General features: G+C 69.8%; 21 protein-coding genes. 9 read left to right on the forward strand and 12 right to left on the reverse strand.

The features are described from left to right. The first annotated feature begins 91 nt into the window (after positions 1 to 91). Positions 92 to 1,621 (forward strand): ricin-type beta-trefoil lectin domain protein, encoded by a 1,530-nt coding sequence (locus LRD69_RS21165; RefSeq protein ID WP_277328120.1) that lies wholly within the window; start codon positions 92 to 94, stop codon positions 1,619 to 1,621. 86 nt (positions 1,622 to 1,707) lie between these two features. On the opposite strand, the gene LRD69_RS21170 is transcribed toward LRD69_RS21165, so the two are convergent. Both LRD69_RS21170 and LRD69_RS21175 read right to left on the reverse strand, forming a co-directional pair. Beyond that, a complete protein-coding gene (locus LRD69_RS21170; RefSeq protein WP_277328121.1) occupies positions 1,708 to 2,493 on the reverse strand; it encodes a DUF2785 domain-containing protein in 786 nt (261 codons plus the stop codon). A gap of 152 nt (positions 2,494 to 2,645) precedes the next feature. Then, complete coding sequence (locus tag LRD69_RS21175) at positions 2,646 to 4,307, reverse strand: fumarate hydratase (protein ID WP_277328122.1); 1,662 nt, start codon at positions 4,305 to 4,307, stop codon at positions 2,646 to 2,648. A gap of 171 nt (positions 4,308 to 4,478) precedes the next feature. On the opposite strand from LRD69_RS21175, the gene LRD69_RS21180 reads away from it, so the two are divergent. Both LRD69_RS21180 and LRD69_RS21185 read left to right on the forward strand, forming a co-directional pair. Next, positions 4,479 to 5,153: a DUF1707 domain-containing protein gene (locus LRD69_RS21180; protein WP_277328123.1), complete on the forward strand. Its 675-nt coding sequence runs from the start codon at positions 4,479 to 4,481 to the stop codon at positions 5,151 to 5,153. A gap of 174 nt (positions 5,154 to 5,327) precedes the next feature. Then, positions 5,328 to 5,699, forward strand: coding sequence for a WhiB family transcriptional regulator (locus LRD69_RS21185; protein ID WP_277328124.1), 372 nt, complete (start codon positions 5,328 to 5,330; stop codon positions 5,697 to 5,699). A 168-nt stretch (positions 5,700 to 5,867) separates the two neighbouring features. On the opposite strand, the gene glpX is transcribed toward LRD69_RS21185, so the two are convergent. Then, positions 5,868 to 6,899, reverse strand: a complete 1,032-nt coding sequence (glpX, locus tag LRD69_RS21190; protein WP_277328125.1) for a class II fructose-bisphosphatase — start codon at positions 6,897 to 6,899, stop codon at positions 5,868 to 5,870. 166 nt (positions 6,900 to 7,065) lie between these two features. On the opposite strand from glpX, the gene LRD69_RS21195 reads away from it, so the two are divergent. After that, positions 7,066 to 7,584, forward strand: a complete 519-nt coding sequence (locus LRD69_RS21195) for a DUF4245 domain-containing protein (protein WP_277328126.1) — start codon at positions 7,066 to 7,068, stop codon at positions 7,582 to 7,584. Between the two features lie 108 nt (positions 7,585 to 7,692). On the opposite strand, the gene LRD69_RS21200 is transcribed toward LRD69_RS21195, so the two are convergent. The 4 genes from LRD69_RS21200 to LRD69_RS21215 all read right to left on the reverse strand — a co-directional run bounded on the left by LRD69_RS21200 (position 7,693) and on the right by LRD69_RS21215 (position 11,533). Further along, positions 7,693 to 8,283 carry a malonic semialdehyde reductase gene (locus LRD69_RS21200; RefSeq protein ID WP_277328127.1) on the reverse strand — a complete coding sequence of 197 codons (591 nt, stop codon included), beginning with the start codon at positions 8,281 to 8,283 and terminating at the stop codon, positions 7,693 to 7,695. Between the two features lie 257 nt (positions 8,284 to 8,540). Beyond that, positions 8,541 to 8,789 (reverse strand): exodeoxyribonuclease VII small subunit, encoded by a 249-nt coding sequence (locus LRD69_RS21205; protein ID WP_277328128.1) that lies wholly within the window; start codon positions 8,787 to 8,789, stop codon positions 8,541 to 8,543. A gap of 107 nt (positions 8,790 to 8,896) precedes the next feature. Further along, a complete protein-coding gene (gene xseA / locus LRD69_RS21210; RefSeq protein ID WP_277328129.1) occupies positions 8,897 to 10,108 on the reverse strand; it encodes an exodeoxyribonuclease VII large subunit in 1,212 nt (403 codons plus the stop codon). A 66-nt stretch (positions 10,109 to 10,174) separates the two neighbouring features. After that, complete coding sequence (locus LRD69_RS21215) at positions 10,175 to 11,533, reverse strand: APC family permease (RefSeq protein WP_277328130.1); 1,359 nt, start codon at positions 11,531 to 11,533, stop codon at positions 10,175 to 10,177. A 144-nt stretch (positions 11,534 to 11,677) separates the two neighbouring features. On the opposite strand from LRD69_RS21215, the gene LRD69_RS21220 reads away from it, so the two are divergent. Then, entirely contained in the window at positions 11,678 to 12,694 is a 1,017-nt protein-coding gene (locus tag LRD69_RS21220; RefSeq protein WP_277328131.1) for a 4-hydroxy-3-methylbut-2-enyl diphosphate reductase, read from the forward strand. Between the two features lie 104 nt (positions 12,695 to 12,798). Then, positions 12,799 to 13,536: a polyphosphate--glucose phosphotransferase gene (ppgK, locus tag LRD69_RS21225; RefSeq protein ID WP_277328132.1), complete on the forward strand. Its 738-nt coding sequence runs from the start codon at positions 12,799 to 12,801 to the stop codon at positions 13,534 to 13,536. A 24-nt stretch (positions 13,537 to 13,560) separates the two neighbouring features. Here the strand turns inward: ppgK and LRD69_RS21230 are convergent, their stop codons facing one another. Beyond that, a complete protein-coding gene (locus tag LRD69_RS21230) occupies positions 13,561 to 14,076 on the reverse strand; it encodes a DUF6542 domain-containing protein (protein WP_277329821.1) in 516 nt (171 codons plus the stop codon). 297 nt (positions 14,077 to 14,373) lie between these two features. On the opposite strand from LRD69_RS21230, the gene ychF reads away from it, so the two are divergent. Continuing rightward, the gene (gene ychF, locus LRD69_RS21235) at positions 14,374 to 15,462 is read left to right on the forward strand and encodes a redox-regulated ATPase YchF (RefSeq protein ID WP_277328133.1); all 1,089 of its coding nucleotides are present in this window, start codon (positions 14,374 to 14,376) and stop codon (positions 15,460 to 15,462) included. A gap of 94 nt (positions 15,463 to 15,556) precedes the next feature. On the opposite strand, the gene LRD69_RS21240 is transcribed toward ychF, so the two are convergent. Continuing rightward, positions 15,557 to 16,138: a Uma2 family endonuclease gene (locus LRD69_RS21240; RefSeq protein ID WP_277328134.1), complete on the reverse strand. Its 582-nt coding sequence runs from the start codon at positions 16,136 to 16,138 to the stop codon at positions 15,557 to 15,559. Positions 16,139 to 16,424: 286 nt separating this feature from the next. On the opposite strand from LRD69_RS21240, the gene LRD69_RS21245 reads away from it, so the two are divergent. Beyond that, entirely contained in the window at positions 16,425 to 16,877 is a 453-nt protein-coding gene (locus tag LRD69_RS21245; protein ID WP_277328135.1) for a hypothetical protein, read from the forward strand. Between the two features lie 245 nt (positions 16,878 to 17,122). Next, positions 17,123 to 17,992 (forward strand): helix-turn-helix domain-containing protein, encoded by an 870-nt coding sequence (locus LRD69_RS21250; RefSeq protein ID WP_277328136.1) that lies wholly within the window; start codon positions 17,123 to 17,125, stop codon positions 17,990 to 17,992. A gap of 292 nt (positions 17,993 to 18,284) precedes the next feature. Here the strand turns inward: LRD69_RS21250 and LRD69_RS21255 are convergent, their stop codons facing one another. From LRD69_RS21255 to LRD69_RS21265, 3 genes are read right to left on the reverse strand one after another with little or no spacing between them, the layout of a single operon-like run. Next, positions 18,285 to 19,475, reverse strand: coding sequence for an acetyl-CoA C-acyltransferase (locus LRD69_RS21255; RefSeq protein ID WP_277328137.1), 1,191 nt, complete (start codon positions 19,473 to 19,475; stop codon positions 18,285 to 18,287). Further along, complete coding sequence (locus LRD69_RS21260) at positions 19,472 to 20,122, reverse strand: CoA transferase subunit B (RefSeq protein ID WP_277328138.1); 651 nt, start codon at positions 20,120 to 20,122, stop codon at positions 19,472 to 19,474. The genes LRD69_RS21255 and LRD69_RS21260 overlap by 4 nt, the downstream gene beginning before the upstream one ends. Then, entirely contained in the window at positions 20,119 to 20,877 is a 759-nt protein-coding gene (locus LRD69_RS21265; protein WP_277328139.1) for a CoA transferase subunit A, read from the reverse strand. The genes LRD69_RS21260 and LRD69_RS21265 overlap by 4 nt, the downstream gene beginning before the upstream one ends. Position 20,878: the final 1 nt, after the last annotated feature.

Here is a 20,878-nt window from a genome sequence, read left to right on the forward strand (position 1 = left end):
AAAAAGTTGAGCACTTGTCCGGTTCCGTGTATTCCCAAGTCTCCTACCGGCCAGTAAATACCGGGGAGTACCCACAACCCGGGGAGGCGCAATGACGCGCACCAGACACAGACTCCGCTGTGCGGTCGCGGCCGCCGCGGCCGTGGCGGCCGCATGGGGCGCAACGGCCGCTGCCGCCGGGCCGGCAGGCGCGGCCGCCAGGTCCGGTTCCACCACTACCGCATCCACCCCTCTCCCGCCCGAGCTGGAGGCCGTCCGCGCCGCCGAGGCCACCCGGCTGTACGGCGATCCGGCCGAGCGTCCGCTCGCCGACCGCAGGACCGGACTGATCTCGCTCGGCGACAGCGAGATATCCGGCGAGGGCGTCGGGACGTACGAGGCCGGCACCGACGGCCCCGGCAACTGGTGCCACCGTTCGCCCGACGCCGCCATCCACCGCACCGGGATCCCCGCCGACGTCACGTACAACGTCTCCTGCTCCGGTGCGTACACCGGCAACATCGTGATCGGCGGATCGAAGCAGTACGCCGACGAACTCGTGCAGAGCGACAACCTCGCCATCAAGGCCCGGAACACCCGCATCAAGATGATCGTGCTCGTGGTGGGAGCCAACGACGACCTCCAGTTCGGTCCGGTCATGACGGACTGCGTGGAGCGCTGGGTCCTCCTGCGGGGTGCGTGCCGGCCGACGTACGAGGGCGGCTGGCAGGCGCGCGTCGACGGACTCGTGCCCAAGGTCGAGAAAACGGTGCGCGACCTGAGGACCGTCATGTCCGACGCCGGGTACGGCACCGACGGCTACAAGCTCGTCGTCATGGGCTACCCGAGCCCGATCGGCCCGGACATCTACGACAACCCTGACTTCCCCGGCAAGCTCCCCGGCGGCTGTGCCGGATACGACTCCGACGCCGCCTGGGGCCGCAACGTCGCGGTCCCCGTCTTCGAGCGCGGCATGCGCAAGGCGGCCGCCGACACCGGAGCCGTCTACCTCGACAACTCCCGGCTCTTCCACGGCCACGAGGTCTGCAGCGAGAACACCTGGGCCCGCGGCCTCTTCATCGACCTGTCGCACTTCCCGCCGGACGCCAACTCCGTCCGGCAGTCCTTCCACCCGAACACGCGCGGCCACGCGGCCTTCGCCTCCTGCCTGACCCAGATCTACGACTCGGGTCTGCGCGAGGCGAGCTGCGCCGACCCGGCGAGCACGGGACAGCCGGTGCTCCGGCCCTTCGCGTGGGACGACGTCTTCAAGCCCCTGAGGAACGAGGCCACGGGCACCTGCGTGGACGTCCCGGCCTCGGTGACCCGCAACAACACGAAGATCGCGGGCTGGGGCTGCCACGGCGGCCGCAACCAGGGCTGGTGGTACGACGCGGGCACGAAGACCATCCGTACGCAACTGAGCCACGACCGGTGCCTCGATGTGCCGGGTGCCGACTACAGGGCGGGCGCCACGCTCATCGTGTGGAACTGCTCGGGCGCTGCGAACCAGCAGTTCGTCCGGGAGTCGGGGACCGTGCGCCCGGCGGCCTCGACAGGACTGTGTCTGACGCTGGCCGCGGCCGAGGACCCGCTGAAGCTGCAGGTGTGCGACGGGACGGCGAAGCAGCGATTCGCGTAGCCGTCACGACGAGGGGCGGGGCGGTCGCCGGGTGCGGCCACCCCGCTCGCGGGCGCCGGGGCCCGCGAGCGGCGGGCACAGGTGCGTCACCCGGCGTACGGGGCCACGATCGCCAGGGTTTCGGCGAGGGAGTCGAGGACCACGGCTCGATGGGTGGGTGTACGCAGCGCTTCCGCGCCGGGACCGCGAAAGCCGCGGTCGGCCAGGATGTAGAGCATGCGCAGCGTGCGCATGGTGTTGGAGGCCCAGGCGGGTACCGGCCCCGGCTCTCCTGTGCGGAAGGCCGCAGCGACGGGATCCAGCCACTGCGCGGACTGGGCGGTGGTGAGGCCGGGGTGGCCGAGGATCTGGGCGAGGGCGAAGGCCAGGCGGTCGTCCTCCTGCGCGTCGAAGAGGTGGTCCGTGGCTGCCAGCAGCCGGGAGACCGCCAGTTCGGCCAGCGGGTACGGGTCCTGCCGGGGATGGCGGGAGAGGGCGGCCAGCAGGTCGGCCCCGTGTGCGGGAGCATGCAACCAGCCGAGCTCGGGGTCATGCCCCCGCAGGTCGGTCTCGGCAGGGAACCAGTCGGCGAAGGCGCTCCACCACTCCTGCTTCCACTCGCCCCCGTCGGCGATGAGGGCGAGGACGAGCGGCGCAAAGGTGCGGGCCTGAATGGCGGGCGAAGCGAAATGTGCCGCCATGCGGTCCCCCACGTACCGCAGCTCCGACGGCTCGAGCACCGGGACCCAACGCCTGGCCGTGCGGTACGCCAGATCGTCGCGCACGACAGGGTCGGGGGAGCGGAGGTCCGTAATGAGCCCGTCGAGGGCCGCGGCGCGGGGCGGCCCCTGGAGCCTGCGGATGTCGGTCTCTCGGCTCTGTGAGGTGTCCATGGCGGGAGGCTATCCGTGGCTCATGGAGAGATGGGGTGCGGGGGCGACGCTTCCGGGGACGGGTGCGGGCGTACACGGAACGGCCCGGCCTCCCTCACGGGTGCCGGGCCGTTCTGCCGTCTCCGGGTGGTCAGGGGCTGTGCCCCGGACGACTACGCCTTCCTGGTGGGAATGTGCGTGAACGTCGGCTGGGACAGCTGCTGCGGAGCGAAGAAGTCGTTGCCCTTGTCGTCGACGACGATGAACGCGGGGAAGTCCTCGACCTCGATCCGCCAGACCGCCTCCATGCCGAGCTCCTCGTACTCGACGACCTCGACCTTCTTGATGCAGTCCTGGGCGAGGCGCGCCGCCGGGCCGCCGATCGAGCCGAGGTAGAAGCCGCCGTGCGCGTCGCACGCGTCGGTGACCTGCTGGGACCGGTTGCCCTTGGCGAGCATCACCTTGGAGCCGCCCGCCGCCTGGAACTGCGCGACATAGCTGTCCATGCGGCCGGCCGTCGTCGGTCCGAAGGAGCCGGAGGCGTACCCCTCGGGCGTCTTCGCCGGGCCCGCGTAGTAGACCGGGTGGTCCTTCAGGTACTGCGGCATCTCCTCGCCCGCGTCCAGCCGCTCCTTGATCTTGGCGTGCGCGATGTCGCGCGCCACGACCAGCGGGCCGGTCAGCGAGAGCCGGGTCTTGACCGGGTACTTGGTCAGCTCGGCGAGGACCTCGTCCATCGGCCGGTTCAGGTCGATCTCGACGACGTCGCCCGCCTCGTCGAGGTGCTCGTCGGTGGTGTCCGGCAGAAAGCGCGCGGGGTCCTTCTCCAGCTGCTCCAGGAACACGCCCTCGGCGGTGATCTTCGCGACGGCCTGGCGGTCGGCCGAGCAGGACACGGCGATCGCGACGGGCAGCGAGGCACCGTGGCGCGGCAGACGCACCACCCGCACGTCATGGCAGAAGTACTTGCCGCCGAACTGCGCACCGATGCCGATCTTCTGCGTCAGCTCGAAGACCTTCTCCTCCAGCTCCTTGTCCCGGAAGCCGTGACCGGTCGGGGAGCCCTCGGCGGGCAGCTCGTCCAGGTAGTGCGCGGAGGCGTACTTGGCGGTCTTCAGCGCGAACTCGGCCGACGTACCGCCGACGACGATCGCCAGGTGGTACGGCGGGCAGGCCGCGGTCCCCAGCGAACGGATCTTCTCCTCCAGGAACTTCATCATGGAGGCCTCGTTGAGAACGGCCTTCGTCTCCTGGAAGAGGAACGACTTGTTGGCCGAGCCGCCGCCCTTGGCCATGAAGAGGAACTTGTACGCGCCGCCGTCGGTGGCGTACAGCTCGATCTGGGCCGGGAGGTTCGAGCCGGTGTTCTTCTCGTCCCACATGGTCAGCGGGGCCATCTGCGAGTAGCGCAGGTTGAGCTTGGTGTACGCGTCGAAGATGCCGTGCGACAGGGCCTCCTCGTCACCGCCCGAAGTCAGCACGTTCTGCCCGCGCTTGCCCATGACGATGGCGGTGCCGGTGTCCTGGCACATGGGGAGGACACCCGCGGCGGCGATGTTCGCGTTCTTCAGCAGGTCGAGCGCGACGAACTTGTCGTTGGACGACGCCTCGGGGTCGTCGATGATCCGCCGCAGCTGCGCCAGGTGGGCGGGGCGCAGATAATGCGAGATGTCGTGCATCGCCTCGGCGGCCAGGGTGCGCAGCGCCTCCGGGTCGACCTTGAGGAACGTACGGCCGTCGGCCTCGAAGGTCGAGACGCCTTCGGCGGTCACCAGCCGGTACGGCGTGGTGTCCTCTCCCAGAGGGAGCAGATCGGAGTACGCAAACTCTGGCATTACGGCCATTCCTCACTCGGCGACAGCGGCTGTCCACCCTTGGGCAGCGCACCCACCAGGGTAGAACGCCGTGAGTGCGCCGAACCTGTGAGGTAAGGCTCAGTTCGGGGTCCGCCGGCGCCTGCCATCCCGGGCCTGTCGCGATCTATCGCGTTTGGGTACGCTGGGCCGGTGGACCTCGAAAAGCACCCTCAGCAGCCCGCCGCCCCGGCGCAGCCCGCGCCCGCCGGTATCCGCGCCTCCGACGCAGACCGGGACCGGTTCGCGGACATCCTGCGGGACGCCATGGCGGAGGGCCGGCTGACGGCCGAGGAGCACGCCGAGCGGGTCGACGCCGTCTACCGTGCCAAGACCGTGGGCGAACTCGAGCCGCTGGTAGGGGATCTGCCGGTCCCCGGCGGCTCCACCCGCCCGTCGTCCGGCACGCCGTACGCGTACGGCCCCGAGGCCCCCGCGGGCCCGGCCGAGAGCCTGGTCGCGGTCTTCAGCAGTTCCACCCGCAAGGGGCGCTGGCGGGTCGGTGGACGTACGAACGCGTTCGCGCTCTTCGGCAGCGTGGAGATCGATCTGACCGAGGCCCTTTTCGGCCAGCGGCTCACCGTCATCAATGCGACCTCCCTCTTCGGAAGCATCGAGATCAAGGTTCCGGAGAACATCTCGCTGAGAGGGAGCGGAACGGGCGTCTTCGGCAATTTCGAAGTCGTCACCCTGGATTCCGCGGACCCGGAGGCGCCGGTGGTCGTCGTCAACGGCTATTCCGTGTTCGGAAACGTCGAGGCAAAGCCGAAGCGCGGGAAACTCATTACGGATCTCCGCGACCAGCTGCGCAAACACCTCGGTCACTGATCCCGCACCGCGTCGCCGCGCAACGGTCCGCACCGCCCCGGATCCGGCCAAAATTCCGCTCGACCGCAATTCCGTCACCCGGAACCCCGTGCCACTCAGTGCTTAGGCGCGCGCACAACGGGTAGGGAGTGCTGCATCGTCTCTCGCTCGCGAAGCCGTCGTCAGGAGTAGACCGTGCTGCAACTGCCGCATCAGCCCCTGCAGGTCGCCGCCGTTCCCACCCAGCGCACTCCTGCTCGGGAGGACCAGGCCGGCCCCTGGCACTCGGAGGCGGTGTGCCGCCGGGACGAAGCCGGGCTGTTCTTCGCCCCCTCGAAGGAGCCGACTGCTGCCCGCCTGTCGCGCGAGGAGTCCGCCAAGCGGGTCTGCGCGCGCTGTCCCGTGATGATCGAATGCCGCGAACACGCCTTGATGCAGCCCGAGCCGTACGGGGTGTGGGGCGGCCTGACCGCTGCCGAACGCCGTGTGGTGCTCGCCCGCCGCAGACGGCGCGAGATGGAGCTCAAGGCGGCCGCCTCGGCGGACCGCATCGCCGCGGCCGGCTGACCTCCCGGCACGCACGGTTCCGCACCGACGCGGAGAGGCGCCCCCACCGCACATGGGGGGCGCCTCTCCGCGTTCGGCGGCTGTCGCGCGGCCTGCATGCGGCCTGCGCGTGGCCTGTCGGGGTGTGGCGCCGCTTCACGCGGTGCCACACCTGCGCCGACGTCTGCGCTACTTCGCGCGGTCGAAGTCGATCGCGCTGTAGGCGCGCAGCTTCGACAGCCGGTGGGTCGAGTCGATCTTGCGGATCGTGCCGGACTTGGACCGCATCACGATCGACTCGGTGGTCGCCGTCTCGCTGCGGTACCGCACACCGCGCATCAGCTCGCCGTCCGTGATGCCGGTCGCGACGAAGAACACGTTGTCGCCGCTGACCAGGTCGTTCGTGGACAGCACCCGGTCCAGGTCGTGCCCGGCGTCCAGCGCGCGCTGCCGCTCCGCCTCGTCCTTCGGCCAGAGCTTGCCCTGGATGACACCGCCGAGGCACTTTATGGCGCAGGCCGAGATGATGCCCTCGGGCGTGCCGCCGATGCCCATCAGCAGGTCGACGCCGGTGCCCTCGCGGGCGGCCATGATCGAGCCGGCGACATCGCCGTCGGTGATGAACTTGATCCGGGCGCCGGTCTCCCGGATCTCCTTGACGATGCCCTCGTGGCGCGGGCGGTCCAGGATGACGACGGTGACGTCCTCGGGGGCGGAGTTCTTCGCCTTCGCGACCCGGCGGATGTTCACCGACACCGGGGCGTTGATGTCCACGAAGTCGGCGGCCTCGGGACCGGTGACCAGCTTGTCCATGTAGAAGACCGCGGAAGGGTCGAACATGGTGCCGCGGTCGGCGGCGGCCAGCACGGCGATCGCGTTGGGCATGCCCTTGGCGTTCAGGGTCGTGCCGTCGATCGGGTCCACGGCGATGTCGACCTCGGCGCCGGTGCCGTCGCCGACCCGCTCGCCGTTGAACAGCATGGGGGCTTCGTCCTTCTCGCCCTCGCCGATGACGACGACGCCGTTCATCGAGACGGTGGAGACGAGGGTCCGCATGGCGTTGACGGCGGCGCCGTCGGCGCCGATCTTGTCGCCGCGGCCCACCCAGCGCCCGGCGGCCATGGCGGCGGCCTCGGTGACCCGGACCAGCTCAAGGGCCAGGTTGCGGTCGGGGGCCTCCGGGGAGACCTCGAGCTGAGACGGCAGGTGATGTTCGGACATCGGAGCGCACCTTTCTGTACGACGACGACCGGAAGAGGGTGATGTGACTCTATCGCCAGGACGACAATATGAGCAGACCGGGTCACGTTTGAGCGGCCCAGTGGCCGGTTGTCGCGGGTACCTGCCCCTGGGACGGGTCCGCCGGGCCTAATGCGAACATGGACCCGTGGCAAGCAAGCGAGGCAAGCAGACAGTGCGGGACATGTTCCTGTCGATGGCGGTGATCTCCGCCGTCGCCGGGGGTGTCTACATTTTCGTACCGCACGACGACAAGGCCAACCCGGTCAAGGCGGTCGACTACCGGGTGGAGCTCCTGACGGCGCGGCGCGCGGCGCCGTATCCGGTGGCCGCTCCGGCGGGTCTGTCCAAGGACTGGAAGCCCACCTCGGTCAGTTACGAGCGTGAGTCGGGCAACGGCTGGCACCTGGGCTTCCTCGACCCGGACGGCAAGTACGTCGCGGTGGAGCAGTCCACGGCGCCGGCGAAGAAGTACGTCCCCGAGGTCAGCCAGGACGCGAAGAACACCGGACGCACGCAGCAGGTCGCGGGCGAGACGTGGCAGCACTGGGAGGGCCCCAAGTACGACGCCCTGGTGCGCCACGGCGACGGTGCGACCACGGTCGTCACGGGCTCGGCGTCGCCCCGGCGGCTGGCGGAGATGGTCGCCGCACTCAAGACCTCCTGAGCGGGGCGCATGGCATACGGCCGTACGGCATTGCGGTCGTACGGCAGACGGAGAAGGGCCCTGGAGCACTCGAGTGCTCCAGGGCCCTTCTCCGTGTGACCGGAAGGATCAGACGGTCGTGATGACCTCGTCGTAGGCGAGACGCGGCGAACGCGGGAACCAGGCGTCCTCGCCCGGCTTGCCGATGTTGACGACCATCAGCACGCTGTGGTCGCCGTCGAGGAACTCCTTCTCGATGCCTGCGGCGTCGAAGCCGGTCATCGGGCCGGCGGCCAGGCCGGCGGCGCGGACGCCGATGATGAAGTACGCGGCCTGCAGGGCAGCGTTCAGGGCGGCGTTCGACTCGCGGACCGGGCGCTCGGAGAAGAACGCGTCCTTGGCCTGCGGGAAGTGCGGGAACAGGACCGGGAGCTCCTCGTGGAACTCGTTGTCGGCGGCCAGGATCGCGACCAGCGGGGCGGTGGAGGTCTTCGGCTGGTTGCCCTCGGCCATGTGGCTCACGAGGCGCGCGCGGGCGTCGTCGGAGCGGACCAGCACGATGCGCAGCGGCGACTGGTTGAAGGCGGTCGGGCCGTACTTGACCAGGTCGTAGATCGCCTGGATCTGCTCCTCGGTGACCGGCTCGTCGGTGAACGTGTTGGCGGTGCGAGCCTCACGGAAGAGGAGGTCCTGGGCGGCGGCGTCAAGAGCGAGGGACATCTTGCGGATTACCTTCCGAACGAAATGCGGATCAAGCGATACGGCGACCGTAACCGAGAGGTAGGTTAACTTTCAACTAAAACCGGACCGGAGTGATCCACTCCACAGGTGTGTGCAGATGCCGTGACCGGCCGCGCCGACCACGGACGAGCGCGTCAACGGCCGCGCGTGCAGGATTCATTCCGGACCGGGCCGGTTCGCGGGGCCCCAAGAGCCCCGGACCCGAGGTCAGCCGGCGCCCGGTTCGTCCTCCGAGGTCAGCCGGCGTCGCCCGGCTCGTCCTTCCCGGGCTGTGCAAGGGCCTCGTTCAGGCGGGCCCGGGCGCCCTCCAGCCAGTGCCTGCAGATCTTGGCCAGTTCCTCGCCCCGCTCCCACAGCGCGAGCGACTCCTCCAGCGTCGTGCCGCCCGCCTCCAGGCGCCGTACAACCTCGATCAGCTCGTCGCGCGCCTGCTCGTATCCGAGCGTGTCCGTGGCGGCAGCTGCCGTTGTCGCGTCGTCCGTCATGTGATCCACCTTATGTGTGGGCTACGACAGCCAGGTCCGGACAGGTTCCGAGCCGCAGAGAAGAAGCCGGGGAGGGGCGGAGAGGGCACCGGCAGCAGGCGCAGGGGTCACTCGGCCACCCGCACGGTGAACTCTCCCTCCGACACCCGCGCCCGCAGCTCGTCGCCCGGCGCCCCGGCCTCCGCGGGGGAGCGCACCACATGTCCGTCCGGACGCTGCAGCACCGCGTACCCCCGTTCCAGCGTCGCCGCGGGCGAGAGCGCGACCACCCGCGCCCGGGTGTGGGCGAGCTCCGAATCCGCCCGGTCCAGCAGATGCCCCAGCACCCGGCGGCTGCGCCCGGTCAGTGCGTCGACCTCCGCCGCGCGCTCGTCCACCATCCGCTCCGGCTGCTGCATGGAGGGCCGGCCCAGGGTGTGCGCCAGCCCCCGCTCCTCCCGGTCGAGCAGACCCCGTACGGTCCGCAGAGCACGGTCCCGCAGCTGCTGCACGCGGTCCAGCTCCTCGCCGACGTCCGGCACGACCTTCTTCGCCGCGTCCGTGGGCGTGGACGCCCGCAGATCCGCGACCAGGTCGAGCAGCGGGGAGTCCGGCTCGTGCCCGATCGCCGACACCACCGGCGTACGGCACTCGGCCACCGTACGGATCAGCTGCTCGTCCGAGAACGGCAACAGGTCCTCCACGCTGCCGCCGCCGCGCGCCACGATGATCACGTCGACCTCGGGCAGGTCGTCCAGCTCCTTCACCGCCTGGACCACCTGGTTCACCGCGTGCACGCCCTGCACCGCCGTGTTCCGCACCTCGAACCGGACGGCGGGCCAGCGCCGCCGTGCGTTCTCCAGAACGTCCCGCTCGGCCGCCGACGCACGCCCGCAGACCAGGCCGATCAGCTGCGGCAGGAACGGCAGCGGCTTCTTCCGGTCCAGGGCGAAGAGCCCCTCCGCCGCCAGGGACTTCTTCAGCTGTTCCAGCCGGACCAGCAGCTCCCCGATGCCGACCGGCCGTATCTCCGTGGCCCGCAGGGACAACTGGCCCCGGGGCGCGTACCACTCGGGCTTGGCGAGGACGACGACGCGGGCGCCCTCCGTCACCACATCCGCGATCCGGTCGAAGACCTGCCGGAAGCAGGTCACGCTCACCGAGATGTCGTGCGACGGGTCGCGCAGCGTCAGGAACACCACGCCGGCACCCGGGCGCCGCGACAGCTGGGTGATCTGCCCCTCGACCCAGACGGCCCCGAGCCGGTCGATCCATCCGCCGATGAGCCGTGACACCTCACCGACGGGCAGCGGAGCTTCCGCGGAGGTATTGAGAGCCATGCGAGCGAGCGTATCGGCCCCCACCGACAACGAGGAGGCTCCGCACCGCCGGGTGCCCTCCGCCGCTCACCGGTGCTGTGCAGGGGGGTGCCGCCCCCACTGGAACGCCAGCACCACCAGCCCCACCCCGAGCCAGCAGACCCCCACCACCTGCGCACTGGCCGTCGCCGCGAGGATCACCGCGACCAGCACTCCCGCACCCACCACGGGCACCAGCACATGCCGCCACCAGCTGGGCGGCCCGTTCATCCGGCGCACGGCGAACCAGCCGATCACCGACGCGTGCAGCAGCACGAACGCCGTCAGCGCGCCGATGTCGACCACGGACACCAGATGGTCGAGGCCGTCGTCGCGGCGGGCCGCCCACACCGCCGCCACCAGCGTCACGGCCGCCGCGATCAGGATCGCCGTCCGCGGCACCCCGGACCGCGGGTCGACCCGGGCCAGCAGCGAGGGCAGCCGCTGCTCCCTGGCCATCGCGAAGAGCAGCCTCCCCGCGGCCGCCTGCCCGGCCAGCGCCGCGAACGCCGCCCCGATCGCCTTGCTGAGCGCCACCAGGTCGTGCAGCCACGTGCCGACCGCGGAGTCGACCGTGTCGTAGAACGCCGACCCCTGCCTGGCCGGCTCGGCGGCCAGCTCCGCCGACGTCATCGGCTCCAGCAGCGCCGCCAGATAGCCCTGCGCCACGAACAGCACCCCCGCGAGGACCAGACAGAACAGCACGGCCCGCGCGACCTTCTCCGAGCCGCCGGTGACCTCCTCCGCGAACGAGGCGATGGCGTCGAACCCCAGATACGAGAGCACGGCCACCGACACCGCGCCGAGCACCGCTTCGAGCGAGAAGCCGAAGTCACCGGTGAACGGCGTCCACCAGCCGCGCTGCGCCCCGTCCCGCACGAGAACGACCACGGCCGACACCAGGAACACCGCCAGCACCACGATCTCCATGGCGAGCACCGCGAAGCCGACCCGGGCGGCGGCCCGTACCCCCCAGAGGTTGAGCAGCGTCGTCACGAGCACCGCGAGCGCCGTCCACACCCATCGTGAGATCTCCGGGACCAGCGCGTTCAGCGCGATCCCGGAGAAGAGATAGGCGACCGCCGGGATCAGCAGATAGTCGAGCATCGCCATCCATCCGGCGACGAACCCGGGCCCTTCCCCGAGCCCCTTGCGCGCATACGCGAAGACCGAACCCGCCTGTGGGGCGACGCGCACCATCTGGGCGTAACTGAACGCGGTGAAGGCCATGACGACGGTCGCCGCGACATACACGAGCGCGACCGCGCCGTCCGATTTCGCGTCGAGCGTGCCGAAGACGCCGACGGGCGCCATGGGGGCGATGAACAGCAGCCCGTAGACGACGAGGTCCCGGAACCCGAGCGTGCGCCGCAATGTCGCCCGGCCCGTCGTACCGCCGTCGGCCATCGCCCCTCCGTCGCTCGCATGGACACGGTCGCGTACGTGGCATACGTGACGTACGGGGCGTACACGTGGCGGACGTCGCGTACGGATCAGTCTGTCGACCCGGCCGAAGCCTCGCCTGTTCGGTACGGCCTTACGATGGGACGCATGACTGCTTCGTCCAGCCCGTCACCCGCCGCCGCCCCGAGCGAGGGCGCCACGCGCCGTGTCCTGCTCGCCGCGCCCCGTGGTTACTGCGCGGGCGTGGACCGTGCCGTGATCGCCGTCGAGAAGGCCCTGGAGCAGTACGGGGCCCCGATCTACGTCCGCCACGAGATCGTGCACAACAAGTACGTCGTGCAGACCCTGGAGAAGAAGGGCGCGATCTTCGTCGACGTCACCGCGGAGGTCCCCGAGGGCTCCATCGTGATGTTCTCCGCGCACGGCGTCGCGCCGACCGTCCACGCCGAGGCCGCCGAGCGCAAGCTCGCCACGATCGACGCGACCTGCCCGCTGGTGACCAAGGTCCACAAGGAAGCCGTGCGGTTCGCCAAGGAGGACTACGACATCCTCCTGATCGGTCACGAGGGCCACGAGGAAGTCATCGGTACGAGCGGCGAGGCGCCCGACCACATCACGCTGGTCGACGGCCCCGAAGACGTCGCCCATGTCTCCGTGCGCGACGAGTCGAAGGTCGTCTGGCTGTCGCAGACCACGCTCTCGGTCGACGAGACGATGGAGACGGTGGACGCGCTGAAGGAGAAGTTCCCTCAGCTGGTCTCGCCGCCCAGCGACGACATCTGCTACGCCACGCAGAACCGCCAGATCGCGGTGAAGAAGCTGGCCGAGGACGCCGAGCTGGTCATCGTCGTCGGCTCCAAGAACTCCTCGAACTCCATCCGCATGGTCGAAGTCGCCCTGGACGCGGGCGCCCCCGCGGCGCACCTGGTGGACTTCGCGAGCGAGATCGACGAGGCCTGGCTGGAGGGTGTCACCACGGTCGGCCTCACCTCCGGTGCCTCGGTGCCCGACGTGCTCGTGGACGGCGTGCTGGAGTGGCTGGCCGAGCGTGGTTACGGCGACGTGGAGACGGTGAAGACGGCCGACGAGTCGATCACCTTCTCGCTGCCCAAGGAGCTCCGCCGTGACCTGCGCGCGGAGGCGGCAGCGCTCGCCGCGGAGTAACGCGTTTCCGTACGCTCCGGAGCGAGTTCCGCTCGCTCCGGGGTGACCGGTGCACGCTCCAGGAAGAGGAGCGGGGCGCGGCGCCAGCCCGTACCGTGGATCGCATGCAGATCTTCGGCGTGGACATCGGCGGATCCGGGATCAAGGGTGCTCCCGTGGACCTGGACCGCGGAGACCTGGCGCAGGAGCGCCACAAAGTACTGACACCGCAGCCGGCCACGCCCAAGGACGTGGCCGACTCCGTGGCCGACGTCGTCGGTCATTTCGACTGGTCGGGCCCGATCGGCGTCACCTTCCCGGGTGTCGTCACCGGTGGCGTCACCCGCACCGCGGCCAATGTCGACAAGGGCTGGATCGACCAGGACGCCCGGAGGCTGCTCGGCGAACGGCTGGGTCTTCCGGTGACCGTCCTCAACGACGCCGACGCGGCGGGAATCGCCGAGATGAGGTTCGGCGCGGGGCGCGACCGCAAGGGGACCGTGATCGTACTGACGCTCGGTACGGGGATCGGCAGCGCGGTCTTCATCGACGGGCAGCTCCTGCCCAACACGGAGCTCGGGCATCTGGAGCTCGGCGGCCACGAAGCGGAGAAGCACGCCTCCACGAAGGTCAAGGAGGACGAGGACCTGAGCTGGCACCACTGGGCGCACCGGGTGCAGAAGTATCTGGTCCATCTGGAGATGCTGTTCTCGCCCGAGCTGTTCATCATCGGCGGCGGAGTGAGCCGCAAGGCCGACAAGTTCCTGCCGCTGATCGAGCACGTACGGGCCGAGATGGTGCCCGCGGAGCTGCAGAACAACGCGGGCATCGTGGGTGCGGCCATGGCGGCGGCAGGCCGATAACGGTCCCGCCCCCGCCCTCGTGCGTCACGCCTGGGGCCGCTGGGGAGGCCGGGCGGGGGGCTCGGTCCGTGCGGCGCGTGCCGCCTGGGCTGCCAGCAGCCGCCTCCGACGGCGCTGCCGCATCAGCCGGACCTTGCGCACGCTGGCGATGACCCCCGCGATGAGCGTGCCGCCGTACAGCCAGCCGGCATGGACGGCGAGTGCGGTGACGACCGCCATCGTCTGACCGCCGAAGCCGCCCGTGCCACCCGCGATGGGAATCACACCGACGGTGAACGCGATCGGCACACTGATCGGCGCCGTCACCAGGTCCGCGGGCCGCACCCAGAGTGCGGTCAGGGCGCTGACCGGCAGGAACAGCACCCCGTACAGGATCGACGAGCCATCGAACAGCAGCCAGTCGAGGCAGGCCAGCGCGAACATGACGGCGGCGGCGAACAGTCCCGCACCGATGCCGGTGAGCCGCGGATTGGGCAGCCTGCGCAGGGCGAGCACAGCGGGCGGCACCGGTCGTGTGCGCCCGCCGGGTGTGCGCACCACCCGGTAGACGGTGGATGCGTCGTCGAGGGTGCCCTGCGGGGACAGCGGGGTCTGCTGCGACGACTGCCGGTTCTGAGGGGGACGTGTTCTGGGCTGCTCCACCGGGACAACGTAGGTCGCGGGACGGGACTGGACAGGCGTTGGACACGCCCTTTGAATGACCTTGGCGGTGAGTTCGATGCCACATGGCCGAACAGGAACCGGGCCGGCCCGCGACAGCACGCGTGACTGCCCGCTTGCCCCCGCCCGTAAACTGGAGAGTCGGATCACCCGTCCTTACTCCAGGAAGTCGCCAACGTGTCGCTCACGATCGGAATCGTCGGTCTGCCGAATGTCGGCAAGTCGACCCTGTTCAATGCCCTGACCAAGAACGACGTGCTGGCGGCCAACTACCCGTTCGCCACGATCGAGCCGAACGTCGGCGTCGTCGGCGTCCCTGACGCCCGCCTGAACACGCTGGCCGAGATCTTCGGCTCGCAGCGCCTGCTCCCGGCGACCGTCGACTTCGTCGACATCGCGGGCATCGTCCGCGGCGCGAGCGAAGGCGAGGGGCTGGGCAACAAGTTCCTCGCGAACATCCGCGAGTCGGACGCGATCTGCCAGGTCATCCGAGCCTTCAAGGACGAGAACGTCGTCCACGTCGACGGCAAGGTCTCGCCCAAGGACGACATCGAGACGATCAACACCGAGCTGATCCTCGCCGACCTCCAGTCCGTCGAGAAGGCGATCCCGCGCCTCACGAAGGAGTCCCGCCTCCAGAAGGACAAGGTCGCGGTCCTCGCCGCGGTCGAGGAGGCCCAGAAGATCCTGGAGGCGGGCGACACCCTCTTCCACGCCGGCATCACCGCCGGCACGGAGAAGGGCAGGCTCCTGCACGAGCTGCACCTGCTCACCACCAAGCCCTTCCTCTACGTCTTCAACGTCGACGAGGACGAGCTGGTCGACGAGGACTTCAAGAACGAGCAGCGCGACCTGGTCGCCCCCGCCGAGGCGATCTTCCTCAACGCCAAGATCGAGTCCGAACTGATCGAGCTCGATGACGACGAGGCCCTCGAACTCCTCCAGTCCATGGGCCAGGAAGAGCCCGGCCTGGCCACCCTCGGCCGCGTCGGCTTCGACACCCTGGGCCTCCAGACCTACCTCACGGCAGGCCCGAAGGAAGCCCGTGCCTGGACGATCAAGAAGGGCGCCACGGCCCCCGAGGCGGCCGGTGTCATTCACACCGACTTCCAGAAGGGCTTCATCAAGGCGGAGATCGTCTCCTTCGAGGACCTGGTCGAGACGGGTTCGGTCGCCGAGGCCCGCGCGAAGGGCAAGGCCCGCATGGAGGGCAAGGATTACCTGATGCAGGACGGCGACGTGGTGGAGTTCCGCTTCAACGTGTAGCGCAAGCTGGCTATTTCGTCAGAATGCTGGTCAGAGGGGTCGGACTTGGGTGAGTCCGGCCCCTACCGCATTTCCGTACTGACTTGGTGCTGACTCAGCCGCGGCGGGGTGGAGCGAGCTTCTCCAGGTCGAGGTTGATCTCGAAGGGCACCGGACGGTTGAGCGAGCCCCTGAAGATGCCAACGGGTACATAGGTGGCGGTTGGCTCGTCAAGTTCGTAGACGTGGACGATGGGTGCTCCGTCCTCGTCCTCGATGCGCCAGTAGTGCGGGATGCCGGCCTCTGCGTATTTGTGAAGCTTTACCGTGCGGTCCCGGTGTGCGGACTCGGGGGAGACCACCTCGACGGCGAGTCGTACTTCATCCGGTGCGAACCAGGTGCGGTCACCGTCGAAGTCGGCCGTCGTCACCAGCAGATCCGGCTCGGGCCGATTGCGTTGATCGAGTTTGATGGTCATCTCCCGTCCGACCCTTACGTCGGCCGGTGCCTGCTCCATGAGAGCCACGGTGAGCATCGTGACGAGATGGCCGTGCCACCACCGCTGCGGGGACATCATGAATACGAGGGCTCCGTCGATCAGCTCGGTGTGGCGCGGTGCTTCCGGGAGGCGGTCCAGGTCCTCCGCGAACCAGCCTTCCGCGCGGGGCGGGCGCATCCAGTCGGGCAGTGCGGTCATGGTTCAACCGTAGCGACTCAGAGAGGTCCGGGCCATGAGGTCGACGACGGCCGAACCGAGAACCGCCCTCGTCACCCACACGCGGGCCGTCTGCCCGCGCCTGCGCTGCACGCTCATCAGGGACTCACCTCGTCCGAGGACATCGGGAGCGGCGAGTCGGGCGAGTAGTCGACCGGCACGTGGGCGGGCTGGTCGGGGTGGCGCTTCGTGCCCGCGCGGAACCCCCACCGAGGTGATGCCGCGCTTCCGGCCGGCGAGCTCCTCCAGGAGCCAGGTCTCCTGGCGCGTGAAGTACACACTCTTCGCGTCCCGGCCGTACGCATCCGACCAGGCGAGCGCTTCGTTCAGCAGGGAAGTACTCCGGCGTATCGGTGAAGGAATGACCTACGGCCAGATGGAGGCGAAGACTCGGGAGACAGGGGGCAAGGAGGGAACCTTGTCCTCGGCATGGTGGAACAAGGTGGCCATCGGCGAGATGCCCCCTCCGCCCGAGCCGAAGTACATCGCTGGCATCGCCACAGTGCTAGAGCTCCCCGAGCGACACGTGAGGCAGCTCATCTGCGACCAGTGGTACGGGGTCAGTCTCGTCGGGGAGCGAAACGAGTACATGCGAGCTCTGGTGGACCAGGGCGTGGACAACCTGGTGTCATGGCTGAGGGGTCGCGTCGCTTCCCCGCGCGAGAATCGTGGGCTGGCGTCGACAAAGGCGGAGGGCACCGGTCTGGCGGCCGTCGCGTGAGGTGAGCCCGGCTGCGGTGATGGCCGACCAAGGGTCGCGGTCGGTGCGGCTGCCGCCGCACAGCAGTAGCCAGGGTGGCGGCCACCACGCGCAGTACGCGGCGCATGTCGGTATCGGCATGGGGGGGGCTTCCCGATCTCGGAAGCGGTGGGCGACGGCTCACGTCGTTCGCCAAGGGTTCTTCTCGGAATGCCAATTTATGATTTGTTGTTCAACGATAAATGGTGCTACGAGGAGGTCATGCCATGGCGGAACTGGGTCTGGCCGACACGGTCGGCATCCTGCGACGACCCGGCATACGGACACGGCGCAGCAGCTCCGGGCTGGGCTGGGAACGTCTGTATCTGTCCGCTCAGGAGGAGCAGCCGTATCGCGCCGCGTTCGATCCGGCCCGCACGCATCTGCTGATCCTGCACCGCAGCGGCCCCGTCACCGTGCGACGCGGGAATGGAGCGGGTGCGCGGTCACGCACGATCGGGGCCGGCGGGCTCTTTCTGCAGCCGGCCGGCCGAACGCTCGCCGTCGAGCTCGGCGGCAAGTTGGACACGATCCACGCCTACCTCACGGACGAGGCGCTGCGTGACGCGAACGACGGGCGGCCCGTGGAGCTCTCGGAGGAGTTCGGCACAACGGATCCGCTCGCCGAGCAGCTCATGATCGCCCTGGAGGGCGCGGTGCGCTCGTGGGAGCCGTCGGCCCGCACCTACACCGACCACCTGACCGACATGCTGGCCGCTCAGCTCGTGTACGGGCACCACGTCGGCACGGCCCCGCCCCTGCCCGCGCCGTGCGGGTTGTCCGCCCGGCAACTCACCGCCGTACGCGAGCTCATGGAGCAGCGGCGCGGCGAACCACTGCCGATCGCGGACCTCGCCGCCGCGGCCGCACTGAGCTGCAGCCAGTTCACCCGGCAGTTCCGGGCAAGCACGGGCCAGTCACCGCACCAGTACCTGCTGCGGCTGCGCCTTGAACAGGCATGCCGGCTGCTGCGCACCGGTACCGCCCCGATCCCGGAGGTGGCCATCGCCTCCGGGTTCTCCCACCAGGAACACCTCACTCGGGTGATGCGCGCCCGGCTCGGCACGACCCCGGCCGCCTTCCGCCGAGCCGGCTGAGCGTCGGCGCGGGGGCAGGAGCGGGCCAGGGTGGATCGACCGTCCTCGGAGGAGCTCACAAGATGGGCGCCCGGCTCCCATCTTGTGAGCTCCTCCCAGAGCCTGCCGGTGGCCTCTGATCGGGCGCCCGGGCCCTGACACGCATGCTCGCCGCGTTGCCGAAATCTCCTGGCAGTTCCTTCCTCAAGCTCTCAAGGAGCAGGGGAGGCGCCATCCGAGGACATCCCGGCGCCTTGTGATCGCATGCGCCAGACCCCGTCAACCTCTCGATCGAGGGCCACCCGGCGGGCTCTCAGCGCTCCAGTACCAGGGCCAGCGCCTGGCCCACCCCGATGCACAGCGCCGCCAGGCCCTTACCCGTACCCGCCGCGGCCAGCTGGTGGGCGACCGCGCCGGTGATGCGGGCGCCCGACGCGCCCAGCGGGTGCCCGATGGCGATGGCGCCGCCCCGCGGATTGACGACCCCCGGGTCGAGTGCCGGCAGGGCGGCCAAGCAGGCGAGGGCCTGGGCCGCGTAGGCCTCGTTCAGCTCGATCGTGTGCAGACTGTCGGGAGCGACCGCTGCCTTGGCAAGGACCTTGCGGATCGCGTCGACCGGGCCGAGTCCGAAGTGCTGCGGCTCGATGCCCGTCACTGCCACCGCCCGTACCCGTGCCAGCGGCTCGCGGCCGATCGCCGCGAGTCCTTCCTCGTCGGCGAGCAACAGCGCGGACGCCCCGTCGTTGAGGGGCGAGGCGTTGCCCGCTGTGATCGTGCCGTCCGAGAGAAAGGCCGGCTTGAGCGCGGCCAGCGCCTCCAGGGAAGTGTTGTCGCGGATGCCCTCGTCCCGGGACAGGTTCACGCCCTCGACCGGGACGACCTCCCCCTCGTAGGCACCGTCGCCCCAGGCGCGGGCGGCGTTGCGATGGCTGGCCAGCGCGAATGTGTCCTGTGCCGCGCGGGTGATGCCGTATTTGGCTCCGACCAGTTCCGCGCTCTCCCCGAGCGGAATCGTCCATTCCCTGGGCATCCGGGGGTTCACCAGCCGCCAGCCGAGTGTCGTCGAGTGAAGCTGCTGGTCCTTCGCCGGGAAGGCCCGCTCCGGCTTCTGCAGCACCCAGGGCGCGCGGCTCATCGACTCGACACCGCCGGCCACCGCGATGGACGCGTCGCCGAGTGCCACGGCGCGGGCCGCCTGGATGACGGCCTCCATACCGGATCCGCAGAGCCGGTTGACGGTGGCTCCGGGCACGCTGACCGGGAGTCCGGCGAGCAGGACGGCCATGCGGGCCACGTTGCGGTTCTCCTCCCCCGCGCCGTTGGCGTTGCCCAGCAGCACGTCGTCGATGCGCGCCGGGTCCAGGTCGGGACTGCGGTCGAGGAGGGCACGCAGCACACCGGCGGCGAGGTCGTCGGGGCGTACACCCGACAGTGCGCCGCCGTAACGGCCGAAGGGGGTACGGACGGCGTCTACGATGTACACGTCACGCGGTCGCTCGATCATCGGGGCTCCTCAGCGGGCTGGCGGTGGACGGTCAGGGGTGTCCGGGCAGTGATCTGATCGGCCGTCACGCCGGGTGCGGTTTCCACGAGTTCGAGGCCGTGCGGGGTGATGTCGAGCACGCACAGGTCCGTGATGATCCGGTCCACGCAGCCGCGGCCCGTGAGCGGCAACGTGCACTCTTCGACGATCTTTGAGCTGCCGTCCTTCGTCATGTGCTCCATGAGCACGACGACCCGGCGGGCGCCGTGAACCAGGTCCATCGCCCCGCCCATCCCCTTGATCATCCTCCCGGGAACCGCCCAGTTGGCCAGGTCGCCGCGGACGGAGACCTGAAAGGCGCCCAGGATGGCGGTGTCGATGTGGCCGCCGCGGATCATGCCGAAGGAGAGCGAGGAGTCGAAGAAGGAGGCTCCCGGCAAGACGGTCACGGTCTCCTTGCCCGCGTTGATGAGGTCGGCGTCGACCTCGTCGGGCGACGGGTACGGTCCGACGCCGAGCAGCCCGTTCTCCGAGTGCAGGACGACGTCGACGCCCGGTGGCAGGAAGTCGGCCACGCGGGTGGGCAGCCCGATGCCGAGATTGACGTAGTCGCCGTCCCGCAGCTCGCTCGCGGCGCGTGCCGCCATCTCGTTCCTGCTCCAGCTCATCGCTCGCGCACCGTCCTCTTCTCGATTCCCTTGTCGGCCGCCTGCTCCGGGGTCAGCGCCACGACGCGCTGCACGAACACCCCCGGCACGTGGACCTCGTCGGGGTCGAGCTGCCCCGGCTCGACTATCTCCTCCACTTCGGCCACGGTGACGCGCCCGGCCATCGCGGCCACCGGATTGAAGTTCCGCGCCGCACGATGGAAGACGAGGTTGCCGTGCCGGTCCCCGCGCGCGGCCTTGACCAGCGCGTAGTCCGTGGTGATGGCATGCTCCAGGATGTGGTCCACGCCGTCGAAGGTCCGCACCTCCTTGGCCGGGGAGGCCACGGCGACCGATCCGTCCGCGGCGTAGCGCCAGGGCAGGCCGCCCTCCGCGACCTGCGTACCGACGCCGGCCGTGGTGTAGAAGGCCGGGATCCCGCTGCCGCCCGCCCTCAGCCGCTCGGCGAGGGTGCCCTGCGGTGTCAGCTCGACCTCCAGCTCACCCGCCAGGTACTGGCGCGCGAACTCCTTGTTCTCGCCGATGTACGAGCCCGTGACCCGGGCAATACGGCCCGCGGCCAGCAGGATGCCGAGGCCGCGGCCGTCGACGCCGCAGTTGTTCGACACGACCGTGAGGCCGCTCGCCCCGGTCGCGTGCAGGGCGCCGATGAGGACCTCCGGAACACCGCTCAGTCCGAAGCCTCCGACGGCGAACGACCGTCCGTCCGTCACGTCCGCCAGGGCCTCCTCGGCCGTGGCCACGAGCTTGTCCATA

It is taken from the genome of Streptomyces sp. JH14 (genome assembly GCF_029428675.1).
Classification (GTDB): Bacteria; Actinomycetota; Actinomycetes; order Streptomycetales; family Streptomycetaceae; genus Streptomyces.